Source organism: Hyphomicrobiales bacterium, from assembly GCA_017642935.1.
GTDB lineage: Bacteria > Pseudomonadota > Alphaproteobacteria > Rhizobiales > MH13 > MH13.
The window spans coordinates 808,405-826,166 of sequence record JAEPOK010000001.1 but is presented as its reverse complement, the minus strand read 5'-3'; the positions used below and the strand labels follow the sequence as shown (position 1 = coordinate 826,166).

Annotated in this window: 17 protein-coding genes; 4 read left to right on the top strand and 13 right to left on the bottom strand. The window is 59.9% G+C overall.

Going from position 1 to position 17,762, the window contains the following annotated elements; all coding sequences use genetic code 11:
- The 7 genes from JJ917_03900 to dctP all read right to left on the bottom strand — a co-directional run bounded on the left by JJ917_03900 (window position 1) and on the right by dctP (window position 7,261).
- Window positions 1–876 carry a hypothetical protein gene (locus JJ917_03900; GenBank protein MBO6697955.1) on the bottom strand — a complete coding sequence of 292 codons (876 nt, stop codon included), beginning with the start codon at window positions 874–876 and terminating at the stop codon, window positions 1–3.
- A gap of 84 nt (window positions 877–960) precedes the next feature.
- A complete protein-coding gene (locus JJ917_03895; GenBank protein MBO6697954.1) occupies window positions 961–2,034 on the bottom strand; it encodes a serine/threonine-protein phosphatase in 1,074 nt (357 codons plus the stop codon).
- 11 nt (window positions 2,035–2,045) lie between these two features.
- Window positions 2,046–2,705: an FHA domain-containing protein gene (locus JJ917_03890; GenBank protein ID MBO6697953.1), complete on the bottom strand. Its 660-nt coding sequence runs from the start codon at window positions 2,703–2,705 to the stop codon at window positions 2,046–2,048.
- 139 nt (window positions 2,706–2,844) lie between these two features.
- Window positions 2,845–4,296: a sulfatase-like hydrolase/transferase gene (locus JJ917_03885; protein ID MBO6697952.1), complete on the bottom strand. Its 1,452-nt coding sequence runs from the start codon at window positions 4,294–4,296 to the stop codon at window positions 2,845–2,847.
- 5 nt (window positions 4,297–4,301) lie between these two features.
- On the bottom strand, window positions 4,302–5,591 hold the full coding sequence (locus JJ917_03880; GenBank protein MBO6697951.1) for a TRAP transporter large permease: 1,290 nt from the start codon (window positions 5,589–5,591) through the stop codon (window positions 4,302–4,304).
- Window positions 5,588–6,148: a TRAP transporter small permease gene (locus tag JJ917_03875; GenBank protein MBO6697950.1), complete on the bottom strand. Its 561-nt coding sequence runs from the start codon at window positions 6,146–6,148 to the stop codon at window positions 5,588–5,590. Before JJ917_03875 ends, JJ917_03880 begins: the two co-directional genes overlap by 4 nt.
- A 117-nt stretch (window positions 6,149–6,265) precedes the next feature.
- A complete protein-coding gene (gene dctP / locus JJ917_03870) occupies window positions 6,266–7,261 on the bottom strand; it encodes a TRAP transporter substrate-binding protein DctP (protein MBO6697949.1) in 996 nt (331 codons plus the stop codon).
- 136 nt (window positions 7,262–7,397) lie between these two features.
- On the opposite strand from dctP, the gene JJ917_03865 reads away from it, so the two are divergent.
- Genes JJ917_03865 through JJ917_03850 form a run of 4 tightly spaced genes read left to right on the top strand, consistent with a single transcriptional unit; the run spans window position 7,398 to window position 11,359 of the window.
- Entirely contained in the window at window positions 7,398–8,318 is a 921-nt protein-coding gene (locus JJ917_03865; GenBank protein MBO6697948.1) for an N-acetylneuraminate lyase, read from the top strand.
- A 13-nt stretch (window positions 8,319–8,331) separates the two neighbouring features.
- Window positions 8,332–9,027, top strand: coding sequence for a GntR family transcriptional regulator (locus tag JJ917_03860; protein ID MBO6697947.1), 696 nt, complete (start codon window positions 8,332–8,334; stop codon window positions 9,025–9,027).
- Window positions 9,028–9,030: 3 nt separating this feature from the next.
- The gene (locus JJ917_03855; protein MBO6697946.1) at window positions 9,031–9,969 is read left to right on the top strand and encodes a dihydrodipicolinate synthase family protein; all 939 of its coding nucleotides are present in this window, start codon (window positions 9,031–9,033) and stop codon (window positions 9,967–9,969) included.
- The gene (locus tag JJ917_03850; protein ID MBO6697945.1) at window positions 9,959–11,359 is read left to right on the top strand and encodes a sulfatase-like hydrolase/transferase; all 1,401 of its coding nucleotides are present in this window, start codon (window positions 9,959–9,961) and stop codon (window positions 11,357–11,359) included. Before JJ917_03855 ends, JJ917_03850 begins: the two co-directional genes overlap by 11 nt.
- A gap of 42 nt (window positions 11,360–11,401) precedes the next feature.
- Here the strand turns inward: JJ917_03850 and JJ917_03845 are convergent, their stop codons facing one another.
- The 6 genes from JJ917_03845 to JJ917_03820 all read right to left on the bottom strand — a co-directional run bounded on the left by JJ917_03845 (window position 11,402) and on the right by JJ917_03820 (window position 17,718).
- Window positions 11,402–12,907: an aldehyde dehydrogenase (NADP(+)) gene (locus tag JJ917_03845; protein ID MBO6697944.1), complete on the bottom strand. Its 1,506-nt coding sequence runs from the start codon at window positions 12,905–12,907 to the stop codon at window positions 11,402–11,404.
- Between the two features lie 24 nt (window positions 12,908–12,931).
- Window positions 12,932–13,123: a hypothetical protein gene (locus JJ917_03840; GenBank protein MBO6697943.1), complete on the bottom strand. Its 192-nt coding sequence runs from the start codon at window positions 13,121–13,123 to the stop codon at window positions 12,932–12,934.
- A 78-nt stretch (window positions 13,124–13,201) separates the two neighbouring features.
- On the bottom strand, window positions 13,202–14,092 hold the full coding sequence (locus JJ917_03835; protein MBO6697942.1) for an SMP-30/gluconolactonase/LRE family protein: 891 nt from the start codon (window positions 14,090–14,092) through the stop codon (window positions 13,202–13,204).
- A gap of 199 nt (window positions 14,093–14,291) precedes the next feature.
- Complete coding sequence (locus tag JJ917_03830) at window positions 14,292–14,900, bottom strand: histidine phosphatase family protein (GenBank protein ID MBO6697941.1); 609 nt, start codon at window positions 14,898–14,900, stop codon at window positions 14,292–14,294.
- On the bottom strand, window positions 14,897–15,961 hold the full coding sequence (locus tag JJ917_03825; protein MBO6697940.1) for an ABC transporter ATP-binding protein: 1,065 nt from the start codon (window positions 15,959–15,961) through the stop codon (window positions 14,897–14,899). The genes JJ917_03830 and JJ917_03825 overlap by 4 nt, the downstream gene beginning before the upstream one ends.
- An 11-nt stretch (window positions 15,962–15,972) precedes the next feature.
- Window positions 15,973–17,718 (bottom strand): iron ABC transporter permease, encoded by a 1,746-nt coding sequence (locus JJ917_03820; protein ID MBO6697939.1) that lies wholly within the window; start codon window positions 17,716–17,718, stop codon window positions 15,973–15,975.
- Between the last annotated feature and the right edge of the window lie 44 nt (window positions 17,719–17,762).

Genomic DNA, 17,762 nt, shown 5'->3' with positions numbered 1-17,762 from the left:
TCAGGCTCCGAGCGGCAATTTCTGGGTGCGGCCATCGCCGAGGCGGGTGCCGCAATAGCGGCAGTTGCCGCCGACCTCGTAGGCGTTCATCTGCCGGCAATCGGGATTGACGCACACAATCGGCTGCTCGCCGCCCTCCTCCATGATGCGCAAATCCATCCCGCCTACTTCAAGCGTGTCCATGTGCGCCAAGGCAAAGGGCGTGTTTTCCGGCAGCGATCGGCGGTTGCAGATCACGCTTCTGTTTTGCCCCGGTATGACGATGGTCCGCCCGTCATCATCGCCGCCGATCACAGCCAGACAGACTTGGCGGGCTTCCTTCACGCCCTGCAAAACCTCTGCCGCCGACGCCCCTGGCTGTCGTTCCATACGCACGGAACTGGCATCGCGAATAAGACAGAGATAACCGTCCGTCAGATCAATCGCCTTGGGTCGACCGGCGCTGGCGCTGTCATAGACGGCATAGATCTTCTCGCCGGTGGCGCCGGCTTCCAATGGCCGCGAGGCATGTGGCAGATTGATCTCGATGACCAACCCAACCGTCTCATATTGCCGCTGGCTGCCCACCGGTAATTTGTCCACGCCGTCTTTACCGAGCAGGCTGTTGGGTTCGCCAGGCATCTTGCGCTGAACGCCGTTGCTCGAGCGGTCAATGACGCAGGCGCCGCCGGTGTCAGAAACGGTGATGTCCATGTGATGTCGCGATAGTGTTGCAAGCCCGGCGCCAAACAACACTTCCTTGCCGTCGGCATCGGTCAGCCGGCCTGCGTCGCTCGGCCCATGTCGGCCGAGAACAACCGGCAATCGCATTTCCAAGGCGGAAAGCAAAACCGCGCCGGAAGCGGCCTGCCATATCGATATTTGCGCCTTGCCCATTCTGCTCCCCCAGCAATTCGCCGCCCCGACAGCGACACCTATGCAAATTGTTTCTTCAAAGCCAAGTTCCCGCGCCTATCAAAGTTAGCGAAGAAGCAAGGCGACTGCCGCTACGGCGGCAAGACCGACAACCAAAAATAGGACGCCGGAATTCATCACCGAACTGCCAGCGGACTCTGACGGCGCTTTGCGTTCAGGCGCCGGTTGCGGTGGTTCTTCCGTCACTGTTTCGTGTGCATCCTGCACCAGTGGGACGGCATCATCGGACTGAGCTTCGGCGTCTGGCTGATCGGGCACGATCCGCGTTTGGGAAATGTCGGCGCGAGCCGGTGGAGCAGGTTCATCTGCAACAACATCAGCCTCCTCTGCCGCTTCAGCGCGCATCTGAACGACTACGATCGCGCAATTATCCTGGTGCGGATCGTCGAGTTCCTTCAATGCGCCCATCAGTTTATCGCAAAGCGTTGAACTGGACGCCGGCAGCGCGGCCGTCACCAGCTCCAAAACTCGCTCTTCGGGCAGGAATTGCAGACCGTCACTTGCTGCGATCAGCACATCTTTCGGCATGACCTCAAACGCTGTTTCCGGCACGTCTTGTTTCTCGATCCGCTCGCCCATCAAAACAGACGTCAGCGCATTGCGATCCGGGTGCTGCTTGGCCTGATCAGGCGTGATCTCGCCGCGTTCCACCATGGCGGCAATCACCGGTGCCATCGAGTGGTCCTGGTTCAACTGACGTAGGGTGCCGTCGCGGACCAAATACAAAGGGCTGTCGCCAACTGAGCCCCAAAACAGTTTGTTCTCGTTGATTGCGAGCGCCAACAGAGTGGTGCCCATACCGGCAACCCGGCTGTCAGCGCCAACCCGCTCGGCAATCGCGCCATTGGCCTTTTCAATGGCAGCACCCAATGCCTCGGGCAGGCCATCGGCCTTGCCTTCAAGCTGCTGCATGGCAAGTTTCAGTTCGCCGGACCCGTGAATGGTCGCCAAGTTCGACGCCACATCACCGGCTGCGTGACCACCCATACCATCGGCGACAATGGCAAAGCCGTTCGGTGAACCGGCATGAAAATCAGTCGACAGACTGTCCTCTTGGTAGGGGCGCATGCCCTTCCAAATGGCGCTGGCAACGTCGAACTCGGTGGGGATGGCCGTCACGGTCGCGGTGCTCAGTCGCCCGACCAGTCAAAATCGGGACCGCACAGCGTCACCAAACGCAACGTGGTTCTTCCCAGACGCAGTTGGTCGCCGCTTTGCACTTCCTTGGCCTCCAGGAGGGGTTCATCGTTGAGTCGCACAACGCTGTTCTGCCCGGCATGTGTTGCATGATAAGACCGCCCCTCTTCGTCATAGACGATGTAGGCGTGTGCATTGCTCACAATCTCGGCGTCGCCGAAATCGACAACCACGTCATTGTCACCACCGCGACCGATGGCGTTCATGCCGACGGCAAAAGACAGGTCTTTTCCACGCCCCGGCCCATCGACGACAACGAGCCAACCAACGACTGGGTTCGCAGGCTGGGCGTATTCCAGGGGTTCATTGGCTTCCGGTGCGGGCTCTACGGCCAAAACACGCGTCACCTCTGGTGCTGGTGGAACCGTTTCAACCAAACGCGTGGCATCACCAACCCGATCACCTGCGCCAGCCGGGCTCGCCGGCTCTGAGGCAATAATGCGCGTGGCATCGCCCACACGGGACGGCAAGTCGGGTGGCGTCGTCTCGGCAGGGTCGCGATAGAGCCGCGTTGGCGCTGGATCGCTGCCTTCCTTATTGGCTCCAGTGTTGTCCTCTGCGTCGGGAGAAATGAAGATCGGTTTTTTCGCCATAAGGCAGCCCAGCTCAAACAAACACTATCGTCGGCCCACGCCAATTGGCTCGCACCACACGCGATCTGTCAAGGGACCTGCAAACTGATCCTTGTTCCATCACAGGTAGAGATTGCCATATCAGTCAGGTCGATCGAGCTCACAGCCGGGTCGCATCAAATTGGCCAGAACCCGTGTTCCAATGCCCGTTGAACTTGGCCACACAGTCTCGCAATGGATCGTCCAAACGTGCCGTCGCGGCAATCATGCTATCCCTGCACCTTGCGAGAACATCGGCTGTTGCGGCGTCGCCAGCCAGATTGTTCATCTCGCCCGGATCGCTGTTGAGATTATACAGTTCATCATCATCGCCGGGCGTGAAGATGAACTTCCAGCCATCCTGAAAAAGCAAAGCGCGCTGCGAATAAAGGAAGCGCAGCCCGTGATATTCGACCAGCATCTGGTTGCGTCCACTCACCTCTGGATCCTCGAGCTGCGGCGCAAGGCTCATCCCGTGCCTAGGTGGTAAATCGAGGTCGAGTAAATCGAGCGCCGTCGGCAGAATGTCCATGTTCATGGCGAGTTGATTACGCTCGCCGGGCGCGAGGCTTCGATGACGAAAGAGAAGCGGGATTTTGATCGCTTCTTCGTAGAGCAGCCCTTTGTCGATCAGGCCGCCATGGGCGCCGGTCATGTCGCCATGATCGGAGGTGAACACAACCAACGTTTCATCCGCGAGACCGCTATCATCGAGCCAGCTCAGAAGCCGACCGATCTGCGCGTCCAACATCGCCATATGATCGCAATAGTGCCCGATATAGGCGATTAGCTCGTCTTCGGATCGAGTGTGCAATCGATAGAAGTCATCCCGCTCGCGGCCAACGCGCCTTGGCTTGCCGTTGAGATCATCAGCGAAATTCGGCCAAGCCGAGATCGCGGCTCGGTCTGTGATCCCGCGAAATTCATCGGCCACGAGATGAGGTTGGTGGGGATCCCAATATTGAACGGTGGCAAAGAACGGAGCGTCGGCGTCCGCGTAGCCGGACAGCAGATCGATGGTCCGTTCGGTCAAGTAATAGGATGGGGTTGAGGCTGCAGGCCCGTTCCAATTGCCGGCCAGCATGGTTTGTCGATCGGGATTGAGAAAAACAGTCGGCTCCACCGAATAAGAAAGAGCGTTGTCCGCCAAGTAGGACAAGAATTCCGGCGACATGGCGACATTGCCATAGCCAGCCAGATCCATTCCCTCAAAGCCAAAGCTGGCCGGACCTTTGGTTGTGCCGACATGCCATTTGCCGACAAACCCCGTCCGATACCCGGCATCTTGGAAAACGCGGTGCAGCAAGCGTGACGGATCGGGCAGTTCCGTCGCCAAGCTATGATACATGTCGCAATTGGTGCCCATCCCGTGGCGGAAGGCGTAGTCGCCGGTGAACATCGAAGCTCGGGCCGGCGAACAAAGCGGACAGGACGCATAGGCACGGGCGAAATTCGCGCTTTGCGCGTAGAGCTTATCCAGCGCAGGCGTCACCGCCGGGACCGTCTTCCCTGGACCAGCGACATCGCTGCGCATTTGGTCCACGCCAATCAACAGAACGTTGCGGATTGCCATCTTACCTACCCCGCCATGCCCGGAAGCCAGAGCACAAATTGCGGGAACACCGTGATCAGGATCATGACGACGTAGAGTGTGATCATAAAGGGCACGCTTTCACGAAAAATCGGCCCGATCGGAATCTTCGCCAACCCACCAACAATGAAAACCATCAGGCCCATTGGCGGCGTGATCATCGAGATCATCATGTTGAGGACGATCAGCACGCCGAAATGGACCAGATCGATGCCGGCGGCGGCCAATCCTGGCAGCAAGGCCGGCACGACCACGTACATCATCGGTGCTTTGGTCAAGAACATGCCCATGACAATGAAGGCGCCATGCACCACGAACAAAAGCTGCAGCTGCGTGATCTCAAGCGCCAGGATGAAGTCCGTGATCTGGTCGGTAACCCGCTCCACGGTGAACACGTAGTTCAGTGCGAATCCGCCGCCGATCAGCAGGAACACCATGCCGGACTGACGCGCGCTTTCAACCAGGGCGCTGTAAAGAGCACCCCAGGACGATTGGCGATAAAGAAAAACCGATAGGAGAACGGCATAGGAGCCAGCCGCCGCCGCTGCCTCTGTCGGCGTAAACACGCCTGAGTAGATGCCGCCAAGAAGGATGACCGGCATGAGCAACGGGCCAATAGCGGCAAGCGTTGCCGCCAGCATGGCAGCACTCGTCAGGCGCGGCTCAACCGGAAAGCCACGGCGACGGGATTGGACAGCAACGAGCACCATCATCGCCAGCCCCATAATGAGCCCGGGAATGATGCCAGCCAAAAACAAAGCGCCAATCGAGACCTCGGCAAAGAAGGCATAGACCAGCATCGGAATGGACGGCGGAATGATCGGCCCGATCGACGACGATGCCACCGTCACCGCAGCCGCATAGGCCGGCGGGTAGCGCCCCTCCTCACGCATCATCTTGATCAGTACCTGGCCGATGCCCGACGCATCGGACGTGGCATCGCCACTCATGCCGGAAAAGATGATCGAGGAGACGATGTTGACCTGCGCCAGACCACCCGGTCGGTGTCCCACCAAAGCCAGACAGAAGTCGAGCAACCGTTTTGAAATACCACCATGATCCATCACCTTGGCGGTGAAGATGAACAGCGGGATAGCGATAACGATGATGTTTTCGACCGAGGCGAAGATGACCCGTTCAGCCATCACGCTGGTGTCTGCGCCCGCAGCCAGTGCCCACACGACCACGGTGGAGATCAGCACCATGCCCACAGGCAAGCCCAGTACGATCTGAAGGCCAAAGAACAGCGCGGCCCAATGCAGAGGATCGAGCATCATGGGGCGTCGCGCCCTTTGATGCCCCGCAGATGCCCCCACGCCTCCCAGAACGCGCGCAGGGCATAGATAACAACGAACGCGATCATCAGCACGAACAGGTGGCCGAGGTTCAATCGCAACGCGAATGTGCGCTCGCCATACATCCACTCAAGGACGCGTACCGTGTCAGGCACCGATAAGAGCATGACCACGCCGAAGATGATCAACGAAAGGGCTCGAAGGAGCCGACCGAGGCCATTTGGCACGGCTTCGACCAACAGATCGAGCGCGACATGGTCACGAAACCGCATTTGCGTCGCGGCTGTGAAGAGGCTGACCGTCACGAACAACAGGCCCGCCACCTCCAACGTCCACACCAAAGGATTGTTGAGGACGTAGCGCCAGACAATTTGGGCGACGAAAGTAAGGAAAAGCGCGGCGAACATCGCCGCCGAAAGAGCTGTTGCCACCCGCACAAAAACCCGATGGACGTGCGCCACGCGACCGGTTCGCTCAGACCCCGCACTTGGAACGCGACCAGTCTTGTTGCGATCTTGATCATCAGAGTCCAGCGACACGAGGCAGGTCTTTCAATGCAATTGCCATAGGAACAAACCACGGGCCGAGGGGAGAGGCGCGTGCGGGAAACCGGCGCCGTCAACAACGGCGCCGGTCGAGCTGGGTCTAAACCCAGCCTATTGGCAGGACGCTGGAATCTCCAGGTTCGCGATCCGCTCGAACATGCCCTCTTCCCAAGCTTCAGCAAGCTCACTCTCCAGGAACCGCTGCTGAACGGCGGTGCGGAACGCATCGCGGTCGGGATCGGTGAACACGATTCCCTCGGCCTCCAGCGCTTCGCGCAGCGAGGCTTCCTGTTCGACCACGCTGTTGGAGTAGGATTCCATGGCCACAGCTGCCCCGTCAGCAACAACTTGTTGCTGTTCTTCAGACAAATTGGCCCAGGAGCGTGCCGAGAAAGTCGGAAATTGGATCAGCGCCTTGTGGTTGGTCGTGACGATCTGCTCGGTCACCTCATAAAAGCGGCGCGAATAAATCAGGGTCAGTGGGTTTTCCTGCGCATCGACCGTGCCCGTCTGAAGGGCAAGGTAAAGCTCAGAGAACGGAACCGGCGTTGGCTCAGCGCCCATACCTTCACCCATCAAAATGTTGGACGGCGACGGCACAACGCGAAGCGAAAGACCGGCCAGATCTTCCGGCGTCATCACATCCATCTGCTCACGAAGGTTGAGCGTGCGCGTGCCCTGATAGGCCGCATCGAGAACGACGATGTCCATCGACTCGCGCAAATCCGCGACCATCTGATCCCAGATGTCGCTCTGCCGCACCGCGCAAATATGCCCTGGGCCGCTTAGCAAATAAGGCGTGGCAAAGATCTCCCATTGCGGGGCAGCTTCTGAGAACCAAGCTGGCGACATGTAGGCGGCATCCACGGTTCCACGCGCCAACGCCTGTCCCTGGCGCCCTTGTTCGACCAGCGACGCGCTGTCGAACACTTCCACCTCAAGGTCGGAATTGGCCTCGATATACTCTTCCCACACGTTCATCGCGACCACATCCGGGTCAGAACCGCTGCCGGTGGTTGAGAACCGCAGCTCCTGTGCAAGCGCTGACGTCGCTGCCAACCCAATCGATAGAGCTGCCAAAGCCGTTACGGTCTTCTTCAGTGTCATGTCTTCCTCCCATTGAAGCGCAAACTGGACGTTATTGTTGACGTATCTTAGGTATCATCCTAGCATACTGTCAACATAGCATGCCACTTTGATTGGCGTGGCATTTCTTGAACACGTCTTCGACACGGGAAGCATGATGACAAACCTGACTGGCTTTTTCGCTGCTCTGCCCACGCCATTCACCAGCGATGGGACCGCGCTTGCCCCCACACCCTTGGGCGACTTGGTGGAGCGGAACTTGGCCGACGGCCTGACCGGTCTCTACGTCGGCGGCAGCACCGGCGAAGCGTTTCTGATGACGATTGACGAACGAGAACAGCTTTTGCGTCTTTCGGTCGAAGCAAGTGCCGGCAAGGGCGTGATGATTGCGCAGGTTGGCGATCCTAACCCCACGGTTTCAGCCCACCTTGCCAAGGTGGCGGCAAAGGCTGGATACCACGCGATTTCGGCCGTTCCGCCCTTCTACTATCAGTATTCAATTGCCGAGGTCGAAGCGCATTACCGTTGGTTGGCAACGCAAACCGACCTGCCATTTCTGATCTACAACTTTCCCGCGCTTTCCGGCGTGCGTTGGTCTGTGGACGAGCTTGCCCGCCTGCTCGAAATCCCCCAAGTCGTTGGCGTCAAAAACACCTGCGCAGACCTTTATGCGTTCGAGCAGCTGCGCCGGCGCCAGCCGCACGCGACACTTCTGCACGGCTTTGATGAAACGTTGTTGTCGGGACTCGCAACCGGCGCAGATGGCGGCATAGGCTCAACCTACAATGTGCAGGCAAACCGCATTCTGGCGTTTGCCGAGGCCCTCAAGAACGGCGACATGGATGAGGCCCGCGCCCTTCAGGCCCAGTCGAACACACTGATCGACGCTCTGGTCCAGGTCGGTGTGCTGCCGGCTCTCAAATACATGCTTGAGCAGACCGGCATCGCCATGGGCGCCTGCCGACCACCTTTTCAGCCACTGACATCGCAGCAACGCGCCATACTCGATACGGCAATGGACCTTGTCCCCGGTTCAGGCCTATCACAGGCTCGCAGACAGTCTGCAGCATTGGCCTGAATGAGGATGCACGATGGACACGACACTGGGACGCATGCGGTTGAGCGAGCAAATTGAGGAGGCGATCCTCAATGCCATCCGAAAGGGCGAATACGCTCCTGGCAGCAAATTGCCCTCCGAGCGCACGCTGATGGAAATGTTCAATGTCGGCCGTCCCTCGGTGAAAGAAGCTCTGCTGATGCTCGAACGCAAAGGTTTTGTCCGGCTGAAACGCGGCGTCGCCCCTATCGTGCTTGAGCCGACACCACGCGGCGCCATGGAGGCGATCGGCGACATGGTGCAGGCGATGCTCGCCGATTCCTCCCGCCGGTCCGAGTTTTACGATTTGCGCGTGATGCTTGAAACCTTTGCGGCCATGGAGGCCGCGCGCACCCACGACCAAGACGATATCGAAGCTCTGCAAGAAGCGCTCGATGCCTGCCGCGCTGCCAAGGGACAGGCCAAAGCTTTTCGCGATGCCGACCAGGCCTTCCACCATTGCGTGATGGCCACCCAGCAAAACTCCGTCGCTAAGGCGCTGCACGGCGCGCTCATTGAATGGGGTCTCTACAATCCAGAGCACGGTCCAGGCATCGAAAGCATCCATGCACGCGTCATCGCCCAGCATGAAGCGATCTTTGAAGCCGTACGCGACAGCAACGCGCCGGCAGCCGCCGAGGCGATGCGCACCCATCTTTTGACGCGCAAAGACGCGCCACAGCCGAACTAGCAGATGCAGACACGCTCAGACACATCTTCCATCCATGGTGTCTGGGCAACGGTCCTGTGTCGTGTCGATGCAAGCGGTCATGTGGATCTCGGCGCGATTGACGATCAGGTGGCCGCCTACGCCGCCGCCAAGTGTGACGGCGTTTACACCGGCGGAACGGCATCAGAGTTTCATTCGCAAAGCGATGCCGACTTTCAGGCGATGTCGGAGCGCCTGGCCTCATCCGCGCGAGCCCACGGACTTCCGTTCCAGATCAGCGCAGCACATGCCCTGGCACCGGGAAGCCTGACGCGTATCGCCATCGCGGCTGAGCTCAAGCCTGACGCTATTCAGGTCACCCTGCCCGATTGGACGGCGATTGATCTGCCGACGGCCCATAGGTTTTTGGAACGGGCCGTGCACCTGGCAACTGGCCTCCCGCTCGTCCTTTACAACCCGCCCCACGCTAAGACCGTTCTATCGCCTGACGACTTGCTGTCTTTAGCGATGGCACACCCAGCGCTGGTTGGCCTGAAATGCGGTGGTGGCGAGGCTGACTGGTATCAGGCTATGGCGCCGGTGTTCGACCGCCTCTCGGTGTTCATACCCGGCCACCATTATGCGTCTGGCACAGCACAGGGTGCGCACGGCAGCTACTCCAACATGGCCTGCCTTTCGCCCAAGGCCGCTGTTGCCTGGAAATACATGCCACCCGCGAACGCAGCCTCGCTCGAGGTTCGCGTCGGACGCTTCCTCGATGACGCCATCGCACCGCTGCTCGCGCGCGGACTGCCAGGCTTTGCTTGTGATAAGGCGATGGCAGCGGCTGGTGGCTGGACCGACATCTCGCCTCGACTCCTTTGGCCCTATGAGGGCGCCACCGCCGAAGAGGTATCCCGCATTCGTGGCGCAGCACGCCGCAATATCCCCGAATTCATAGAGGAAGGTCACGATGGCCGATAAGCGACCCAACGTGCTGCTCATCATGTCCGATCAGCAGCGTCCCGATACGCTAGGCTATCGCGGGCAAACGCCCTGCCGGACGCCCAACATGGACTGGTTGGCGCGCGAAGGCACAAGTTTTGAACGCGCCATGACGCCTTGCCCGCTCTGCCTGCCGTCGCGTGCGGCGGTTTTCACCGGGCTTTATCCGCATGAAAACGACATGCTCGACAACGCCACAAGTTCTCTTGAGGCCTGCCAGCTTCTCGATACGTTTCGCGATGGCGGTTACCAAGTCAGCTATGCCGGCAAATGGCATCTCGGCCACGATAATATCGGCCGCTTCACCGACCGCGACGGCGGCGACAGCACAGCCGACTATTCCGCCTGGTGCGTAGACCAGGGATTGGTCGATGGCTGGACGTTCAATGATCCAAGGGTGCGAACGCACCGCACGCCGTCCATGTCGACGCCGATCGCACTGCCGCTGGAGATGCCGCCGGAGACCACTAACGATGCGTACATCGCCGACATCGCCATCGATCATTTGCGCACGCGCGACCGGTCTCGCCCCTTCTTTCAGGTCTGCTCGTTCAATGGGCCGCATCCGCCCTTCATGATCCCGGAACCCTATTTTTCGATGTATGATCCGAGACAGGTCGAAAAACCGGCGAACTTCGGGCCCCAGCCTGGAGAGCCGGAGGTCAACCGCACCAGCTATTATCGACAGCTCTTTCTCGATCACGGCGAGGATTTCGCGGCTTGGCGAAAAAGCTACGCCGTCTACTGGGGTTTCACCTCGCTGATCGACGACCAGCTGGGGCGCGTGCTCTCTGCGCTGGAAGCCGAAGGCGTGATGGAGGACACGATCATTATTTTCCTGTCCGACCATGGAGAAAACCTCGGCGCCCACGGGCTCTGGCACAAGATGGTGGCGTATGAGGAATCGATCCGCGTGCCTATGATCTTTCGCCTGCCCGGCAAGGTGGCAAAGAACGTCCGCAGCGATACGTCTTTCAGCCTCATCGACATCGCCCCGACGCTTTCCGGACTATGCGACTTACCAGCTCATGACGATTGGCGTGGACGCGATATGAGCGATGTACTGGCGGGTGACTCTGTCGATCTATCCGATCGCGCGCTTTTTGCGCTCCATCGCCCGCTTGGCGAATGGATGGGAACGCAGCCATGGCGCATGATCGAACACAGGCTGAAAAAGTACATCTGGCATATGGGCGACGAGCCGGAGCTTTTCGATCTTGCCAGCGACCCCTTTGAGACCCGCAATCTTGCAGCCAAGCCGGAAGCCCGAGATACATCGGCCGAACTGCACGCCCGTATGATCGCGATCATGCGCGAGACCAACGATCCCCTGTTGGACGAGGCAATGGCCGCATCGCAGCGCCCTTAGGGACTAGTGTTTCCCCGATTGGCGCTGCGCAAAACGCGTCCCCTACCTCAGATCGCTTGGCAGCAAGTTCGTCGGCATGGCCTGGAAGCAGATAGGTCGCAGCCACCGACGGATGGAGAGCGTGCCCACAGAGGTGGCGCCGAAATTGGTCGAGGCTGGGTACGGCCCGCCATGGACCATCGCATCAGCGACTTCGACGCCGGTCGGGTAGCCGTTGGCGAGGATACGCCCGGCCTTGCGGGTGAGGATCGGCATCAGGGCTTGGGCAAGATCGCTATCGGCATCATCCATGTGCAGCGTTGCGGTCAGTTGGCCCTTGAGCGCCGTGGCGATGGCGATCATCTGCTCGCTGTCCTTGGCTCGGACAATAAGGCCCAGCGGACCGAACACTTCCTCGGCCAGCGCATGGTTGGCCAGCCAATCATCCCCTGAGACCACATAAAGATCGGCGCTCGCCTGCCGGCCCGGGCAGCTCTTGGAGAGGATCTCGGTGACACCATCGGCTTTGGCGATGGCGTCGCGACCCTCGACATAGGCCTGCGCCATCCCATCGGTGAGCATGGTCTGCGCTTGCAGCGGTTCCAACGCGGCGCGGGTGGCGGCGATGAAGGCATCGGCATCCGGACCATCGAGCAGAATGGCAATTCCTGGATTGGTGCAGAACTGCCCTGCCCCCATGGTGAGCGATCCTGCCCAGCCAGATGCGATCTGCTCGGTGCGATTTGCGATGGCGCTCGGCAGTACGAACATCGGGTTCACCGAGCCCAGCTCACCGAAGAACGGGATCGGATCGGGACGGGCCGCGCAGAGATTGAACAGCGCCCTTCCCCCACCTAGCGAGCCGGTGAAGCCGACAGCACGAATGAGCGGATGCTGCACCAGTGCTTCACCCACCGAGCGATTGCCGCCCTGGATCAGTGAGAACACACCAGGATGGAGATTGCTGGCCTTGATGGCAGCCTCGATGGCCTGAGCGACGATCTCACCGGTGCCTGGATGTGCGGAATGGCCCTTCACCACCACCGGGCATCCGGCCGCCAGCGCCGAGGCCGTGTCCCCACCAGCTACAGAGAAGGCAAGCGGAAAGTTCGACGCCCCAAACACCGCCACCGGGCCGGTCGGCACCTGCATCAGGCGCAGATCGGGCCGCGGCAAAGGCTGACGATCAGGCAGCGCTTCATCATGGCGGCGATCAAGGTAATCGCCCTGTTCGATATGATCGGCGAACAGCCGCAGCTGACCGACTGTGCGGCCACGCTCGCCCACCAATCGGGCTTCCGGCAGGCCCGTCTCCTTCACGACCATCGCGGTAATCGCATCACCACGCGCGTCGATCTCAAAGGCAATCGTGCGCAGGAACGCAGCCCGCTCACCACGGCTCAATGCACTGTAGGACGCGAACGCCTCCTCAGCCGCCTCAACCGCCCGGCCCACCAGCTCCGGCGTGCCAACCGCAAACCGATCCGCCCCGCCCGACACCGGCATGTTCTCAAACGTCTCTTCAGAATCCGTCCAAGAACCCGCAATCAAATGGTGGCCGTGTAGCATTGATAAAATCTCCAGTTGGGCGATCTAAGATCGGCTCTCATCGTCGTGCGGTGTAAGGGCCGCATCATCGACAGGCACGTTGAAGTTCAGTTGCAGCCTGCCACCATCGAGGAACAGACATTCGCTGGTGACGTAGCTCGCACGCGGGCTTGCCATGTAAACGATGGCGTCTGCAACCTCTCCCTGTTCCGAAGGCGACCCAAAGATGTGCAGCATTGGAAGCCTAGCGCCGTCGAACGCGTCGCAGCCATGCCGGTAGAGCATGATGAAGAAATGATCTTCGCGCGCTGGCTGTCAGAATAGATGGTGGCCGGTGACCGCTACGGGTAGCGTGTAAAGCGATGTGAATGATGTCGTCACAAGCGTCCTCCGTTCTGGTCCTATCCAGGTGAAGTTGGCGGTCTTCTCAGGTACCCTGATCACGCCAAGTGGCGTCCCATCGATGGCAAACACATGAACGCCGCCAGGGCCTGTGCACCAGACGCGGCCATCCAGATCGGTCTTCATGCCATCTGGCACACCTTCACCCTCGCCTTCCAAGCGCGCAAAAACCTCGCCGCCGGTCAGCGACCCATCACTGGCCAACGCGAACCGCCGGATGTGGCCGGCTGACGTATCGTTGACATAAAGAACCCTCTCGTCGGGATCGGTACAGAGACCGTTAGGCAGCGTGAAGTCTGTCAGCATGGGCTCGGCAATTTCTTCGCCGGGTCGCAATCGCCAGACACCTTGAAAATCAAGCTCCTGGTCACGTGGCACACCAAAAAACGGTTTCCTACCCGGCAGCGGATCAGTGAACCAGATCGTTCCGTCACGAGTGACGATGATGTCGTTCGGGCTGTTCAGTTCTTTCTCACCATGGTGGCTGACGAGTACATCGACCCGGCCGTCCAATTCCATCCGCACAACGCGGCTTGTTGCGTGTTCGCAAGTTAACAACCTCCCATCGGCATCATAGGTATTGCCGTTGGCCTTGTTGCTCGGCGTGCGAAACACGCTTGGCGCCTCGGCTCCATAGGCCCACCGGTACATCTTGTTACCGGCGATATCGCTGAAGGTGAGATGCTGCTCGTCTGGATGCCAGGCCGGTCCCTCGACGAACTCAAAGCCAGTCGCCAACTGCTTGAGCTCGGCATTGGGTTGAAGCACAGCACCGAAGTCGGGATGGCGTTTGTCGTAAAGCAAGGCAGGCCCTTTGGGATTGAGCGCTTTTCAAGTCCCAACGCTCAAGGGACGATCTGAACACCATCGACCAAAAATGCCGTGATGAGAAGCGCCGCAATCAACCAAAAAGTCGGTGATGCACACTCGGTAGAAGGCTTTCTCACAGGCTGCCATGCATGACTGGCGAGAGGGTTGAGAGAGCTGGTTAAGGGCGTCACCATCAGTCCGGCGCTTCGAACTCCAGCGTGTCGGGTCGGTAATTGAAGAGCTCCAGCCGGGCGGGCTTTCCGGTTCCATTGGCAAGGCGCATGGCCGTCAGGCTCGCGGGCCCAACCGGGATGATGTTGGCCGGCTGCAGCCCAAGAAAGCGCTGCAGGATCGCGCGGATCACCCCGCCATGGCAGACAACCAGCAGATTTTCGCAAGGGTCCTCTTCTTCAGCTTCAATGACATTGGAGACCCGTGTCGCGAAGACGTCCCAGCTTTCGCCGCCTGGCGGTGTCTGTGTGCCGGCGCGCCAGCCCAAATACCCGTCTGGATCGTCGGCCTGGATGTCTTCGATAGAGCGACCCGTCCAATCCCCCACATCGATCTCCCGCAGGCGGGCGGAGAAACGCGGGTTCTGCGCGCCAATCCGCTCAGCCGTTTCACGCACTCGCGCAAGGTCGGAGGAGATCGCCCGACAGGGTTTCGCTGCCTCAATCACTGGCCGCAGCGTGTCAGCCTGATGACGACCATGATCGGAGAGGCTGATGTCAGCCTGCCCTTGAAGACGGTGCGATGCGTTCCACTCTGACTGTCCGTGGCGGACCAGAAGCAGCCGCATCAATGCAACCTCTGGCCATTCTGGCCGAACCAACAGGCGGGTTCTGGCGGCAGCTCCATATACACCGTTTCGCCGATCTCGGCCTTAGGCGCATCATCGACAATGGCGGTGAGCCGTAAGCCATCGCGCAGTGCCGTCACCATGGTGCGCCCGGCAATGGCGCTCATCTCCACCAGTTCCATCGGCAGGCTCGTGGTGTTTTCCTCGCTGCGAACATGCAGGGCTTCAGCCCGGAACATCGCGAGCGCCTCCGGCGAACCCTTTGGTGGCTCATATGGCATGTGCTTGGGACCGACCTTGTAGCCAGAGCCGTTTTTCACGACCGGGATCATATTGTTTGGCGGCGTACCGACAAAGGTCGCCACGAAGGATGTCGCGGGGTTCTCCAAGAGATCATTGGGTGTCCCGAACTGCTGCAGCCGGCCATGGTTCATCACGGCAACATGGGTCGCCATGGTCATCGCTTCGATCTGATCATGCGTCACATAAACGGTGGTCGCGCCTGTTGCCCTGTGCAAGCGCATCAGCTCGGTGCGCATTTCAACACGCAGTTTGGCATCCAGGTTCGACAATGGCTCATCAAAGAGCAGCACACCGGGCTTGGGGGCAATCGTGCGCGCGATGGCCACGCGCTGCTGCTGGCCCCCAGAAATCTCATTGGGGTAGCGCTCGGCAAGCTGGTGGATGTCGAGCAGCTCCAGCACCTCATCAACCCGCGCGGTGCGCTCAGCCTTGCTCATCTGGCCCACCTTCAGCGGCCATTCCACATTGCCGCGCACCGACATGTGAGGCCACAGCGCGTAAGACTGGAAAACCAGGCCGGAATTGCGCTTGGCAGGGTCCACCGTCCAGTTCTTGTCTCCGTCTGACACGGTCTGCCCGGCAAAGATCAATTGACCTTCGCTCGGGTGCTCCAATCCTGCCAGCATACGCAGCAGTGTGGTCTTGCCACAGCCTGATGGGCCAAGCAGCACCAAAAACGAACCGTCCGGCACTGTGATCGACACGTCTTTGACGGCTTCAACGTCGCCAAAACGCTTCGTGATGTTTTTGATCTCAAGCATGCGTGTGCCCTCTAATTTTTCAGCCAGGGCTGGGATTTGGTTTGCAAGGCATTGGCGATCAGTGTCGCGGCGATAGAGATCATCAAAATGATGACCGTGATCGCGTTAGCGAACTGCGCAAAGCCTTCCGATGCGTAGCGATAGGCGACGACCGATAGCACCGGCATCGTCGGCGTGAAGAGAAGCACCACCAGCGAGAGATCGCGGATGATCTTCACGAACACCAGAATGCCGCCCGCTGCCAGACCGCGCACCGCCAAGGGAACGGTGATCGAGGCAAGTCTCCGGAAGAAGCTGGCACCGGTGATGCGTGCGCTTTCTTCCAACTCGCCGCCGACTTGTTGGATAACAGCGCGGCCCGTCTGAACCGAGAAGGGCAACAGATAGGCCGTGCCCGCGATCACCAGCAGCGCGAACGTGCCATAAAGCGCCGGGAACGGGCCGATGGGCGCACCGAGATAGGCAATGTAGGCCGCGCCAAACGCAATGCCAGGCACGAGCAAGGGCAAGAAGCTGATCTGCGTGATCGCTGCCGACATCAACCCCTCACGATACCGCGCCACGGTGTAAGAAGTCAGCAATCCAACGCACATGCCGGTCACGGCGACGGCACACCCCAGAGCTAATGTCACAAGCAAGGCCCGCACAATGTCGTTGTTGTGGATGATGCCAGGAATGCCCTGCGCGAAATCAGGGCTCGACTCGCCAATCCAGTAATGCAGCGTCCAGTTGGCAAAAAGGTCGGCCGAGGACGGCGCGAAGCTGGAGGCGATCAGCACAATCACCGGCACAACCGTGGCAGCCATCAGGATCACGAAAGCCACGGCGAAAAGCGGCCAGCGGCTGGCGCGCAGATCGAACCGTTTGGCGCGACCGCCCTTGCCAGTGATGGTGGCGTAAGAGCGGCGGCCCGACACGATGCGGTTACCGGCCCAGAGAAACGCCCCGGAGATCAACACCAGGAGAATGCCAATGACATAGCCGCGGCTCACTTGCCCCACTTCGATCATCCCGAACAGGCGGGTGGAGAGCGTCTGCATACGAACAGGCAGGCCAAGCAGCGCTGGCGTCGCAAAGTTGGAAACGGCCCCGGCAAAACAGAGCGATCCCGCCGCGACCAAAGCTGGTGTGGTCACGGGCAGAATAATGCCCATCAGAATCTTGCCGCCTTTGGCGCCCGCGATCTGCGCGGCCTCCACAAGATCGGAGTTCACGGTCGCCAACGAGGCGGCGATAATGGTGAAGGCGAGCGAGAAATAATGCAGCGTCAAGACGATGAGTGTCGGCCCCATCCCCCAGGAAAGCCAGTTGGGAATGTCGAGACCCAAGCCCTGCAGCCAGCCAACCTGACCGCCGACGCGGTCATTGCGGAACAGCGAGCCCCAGGCCAAAGCCGCTGCAAATGACGGGATCATAAAGGGCAGCGTTGCCATAACGCCAATAGTTTTGCGGAACGGCACATTGGTCATCACGACCAGCCACGCCAGGAACCCACCAATCAGGACACAGGCGCTGGAGACCACGACACCGATTATCAGCGTGTTGGTCAGCGGCTTGTAGAAGAGGTTCTCCGAAAGCCGTCCGGTTAGAACATCAGACCAGGCGGTGATCGTTTCAGGCTGGAGCGTGAACAGGACCGTGCGCAACAAAGGCAGCACGATGAGCGCGATCAGGATGGCCAGAACCGTGACTTTGAGCACGGTGCCCTGGCGAAAATAGACGCGTCGTCCCGGTCCGCTCATGGCGGCATCGGCCATAGCTGGTCTCGTCTTCTTATGTTCGGCGTGGAAAGCGTAGCATG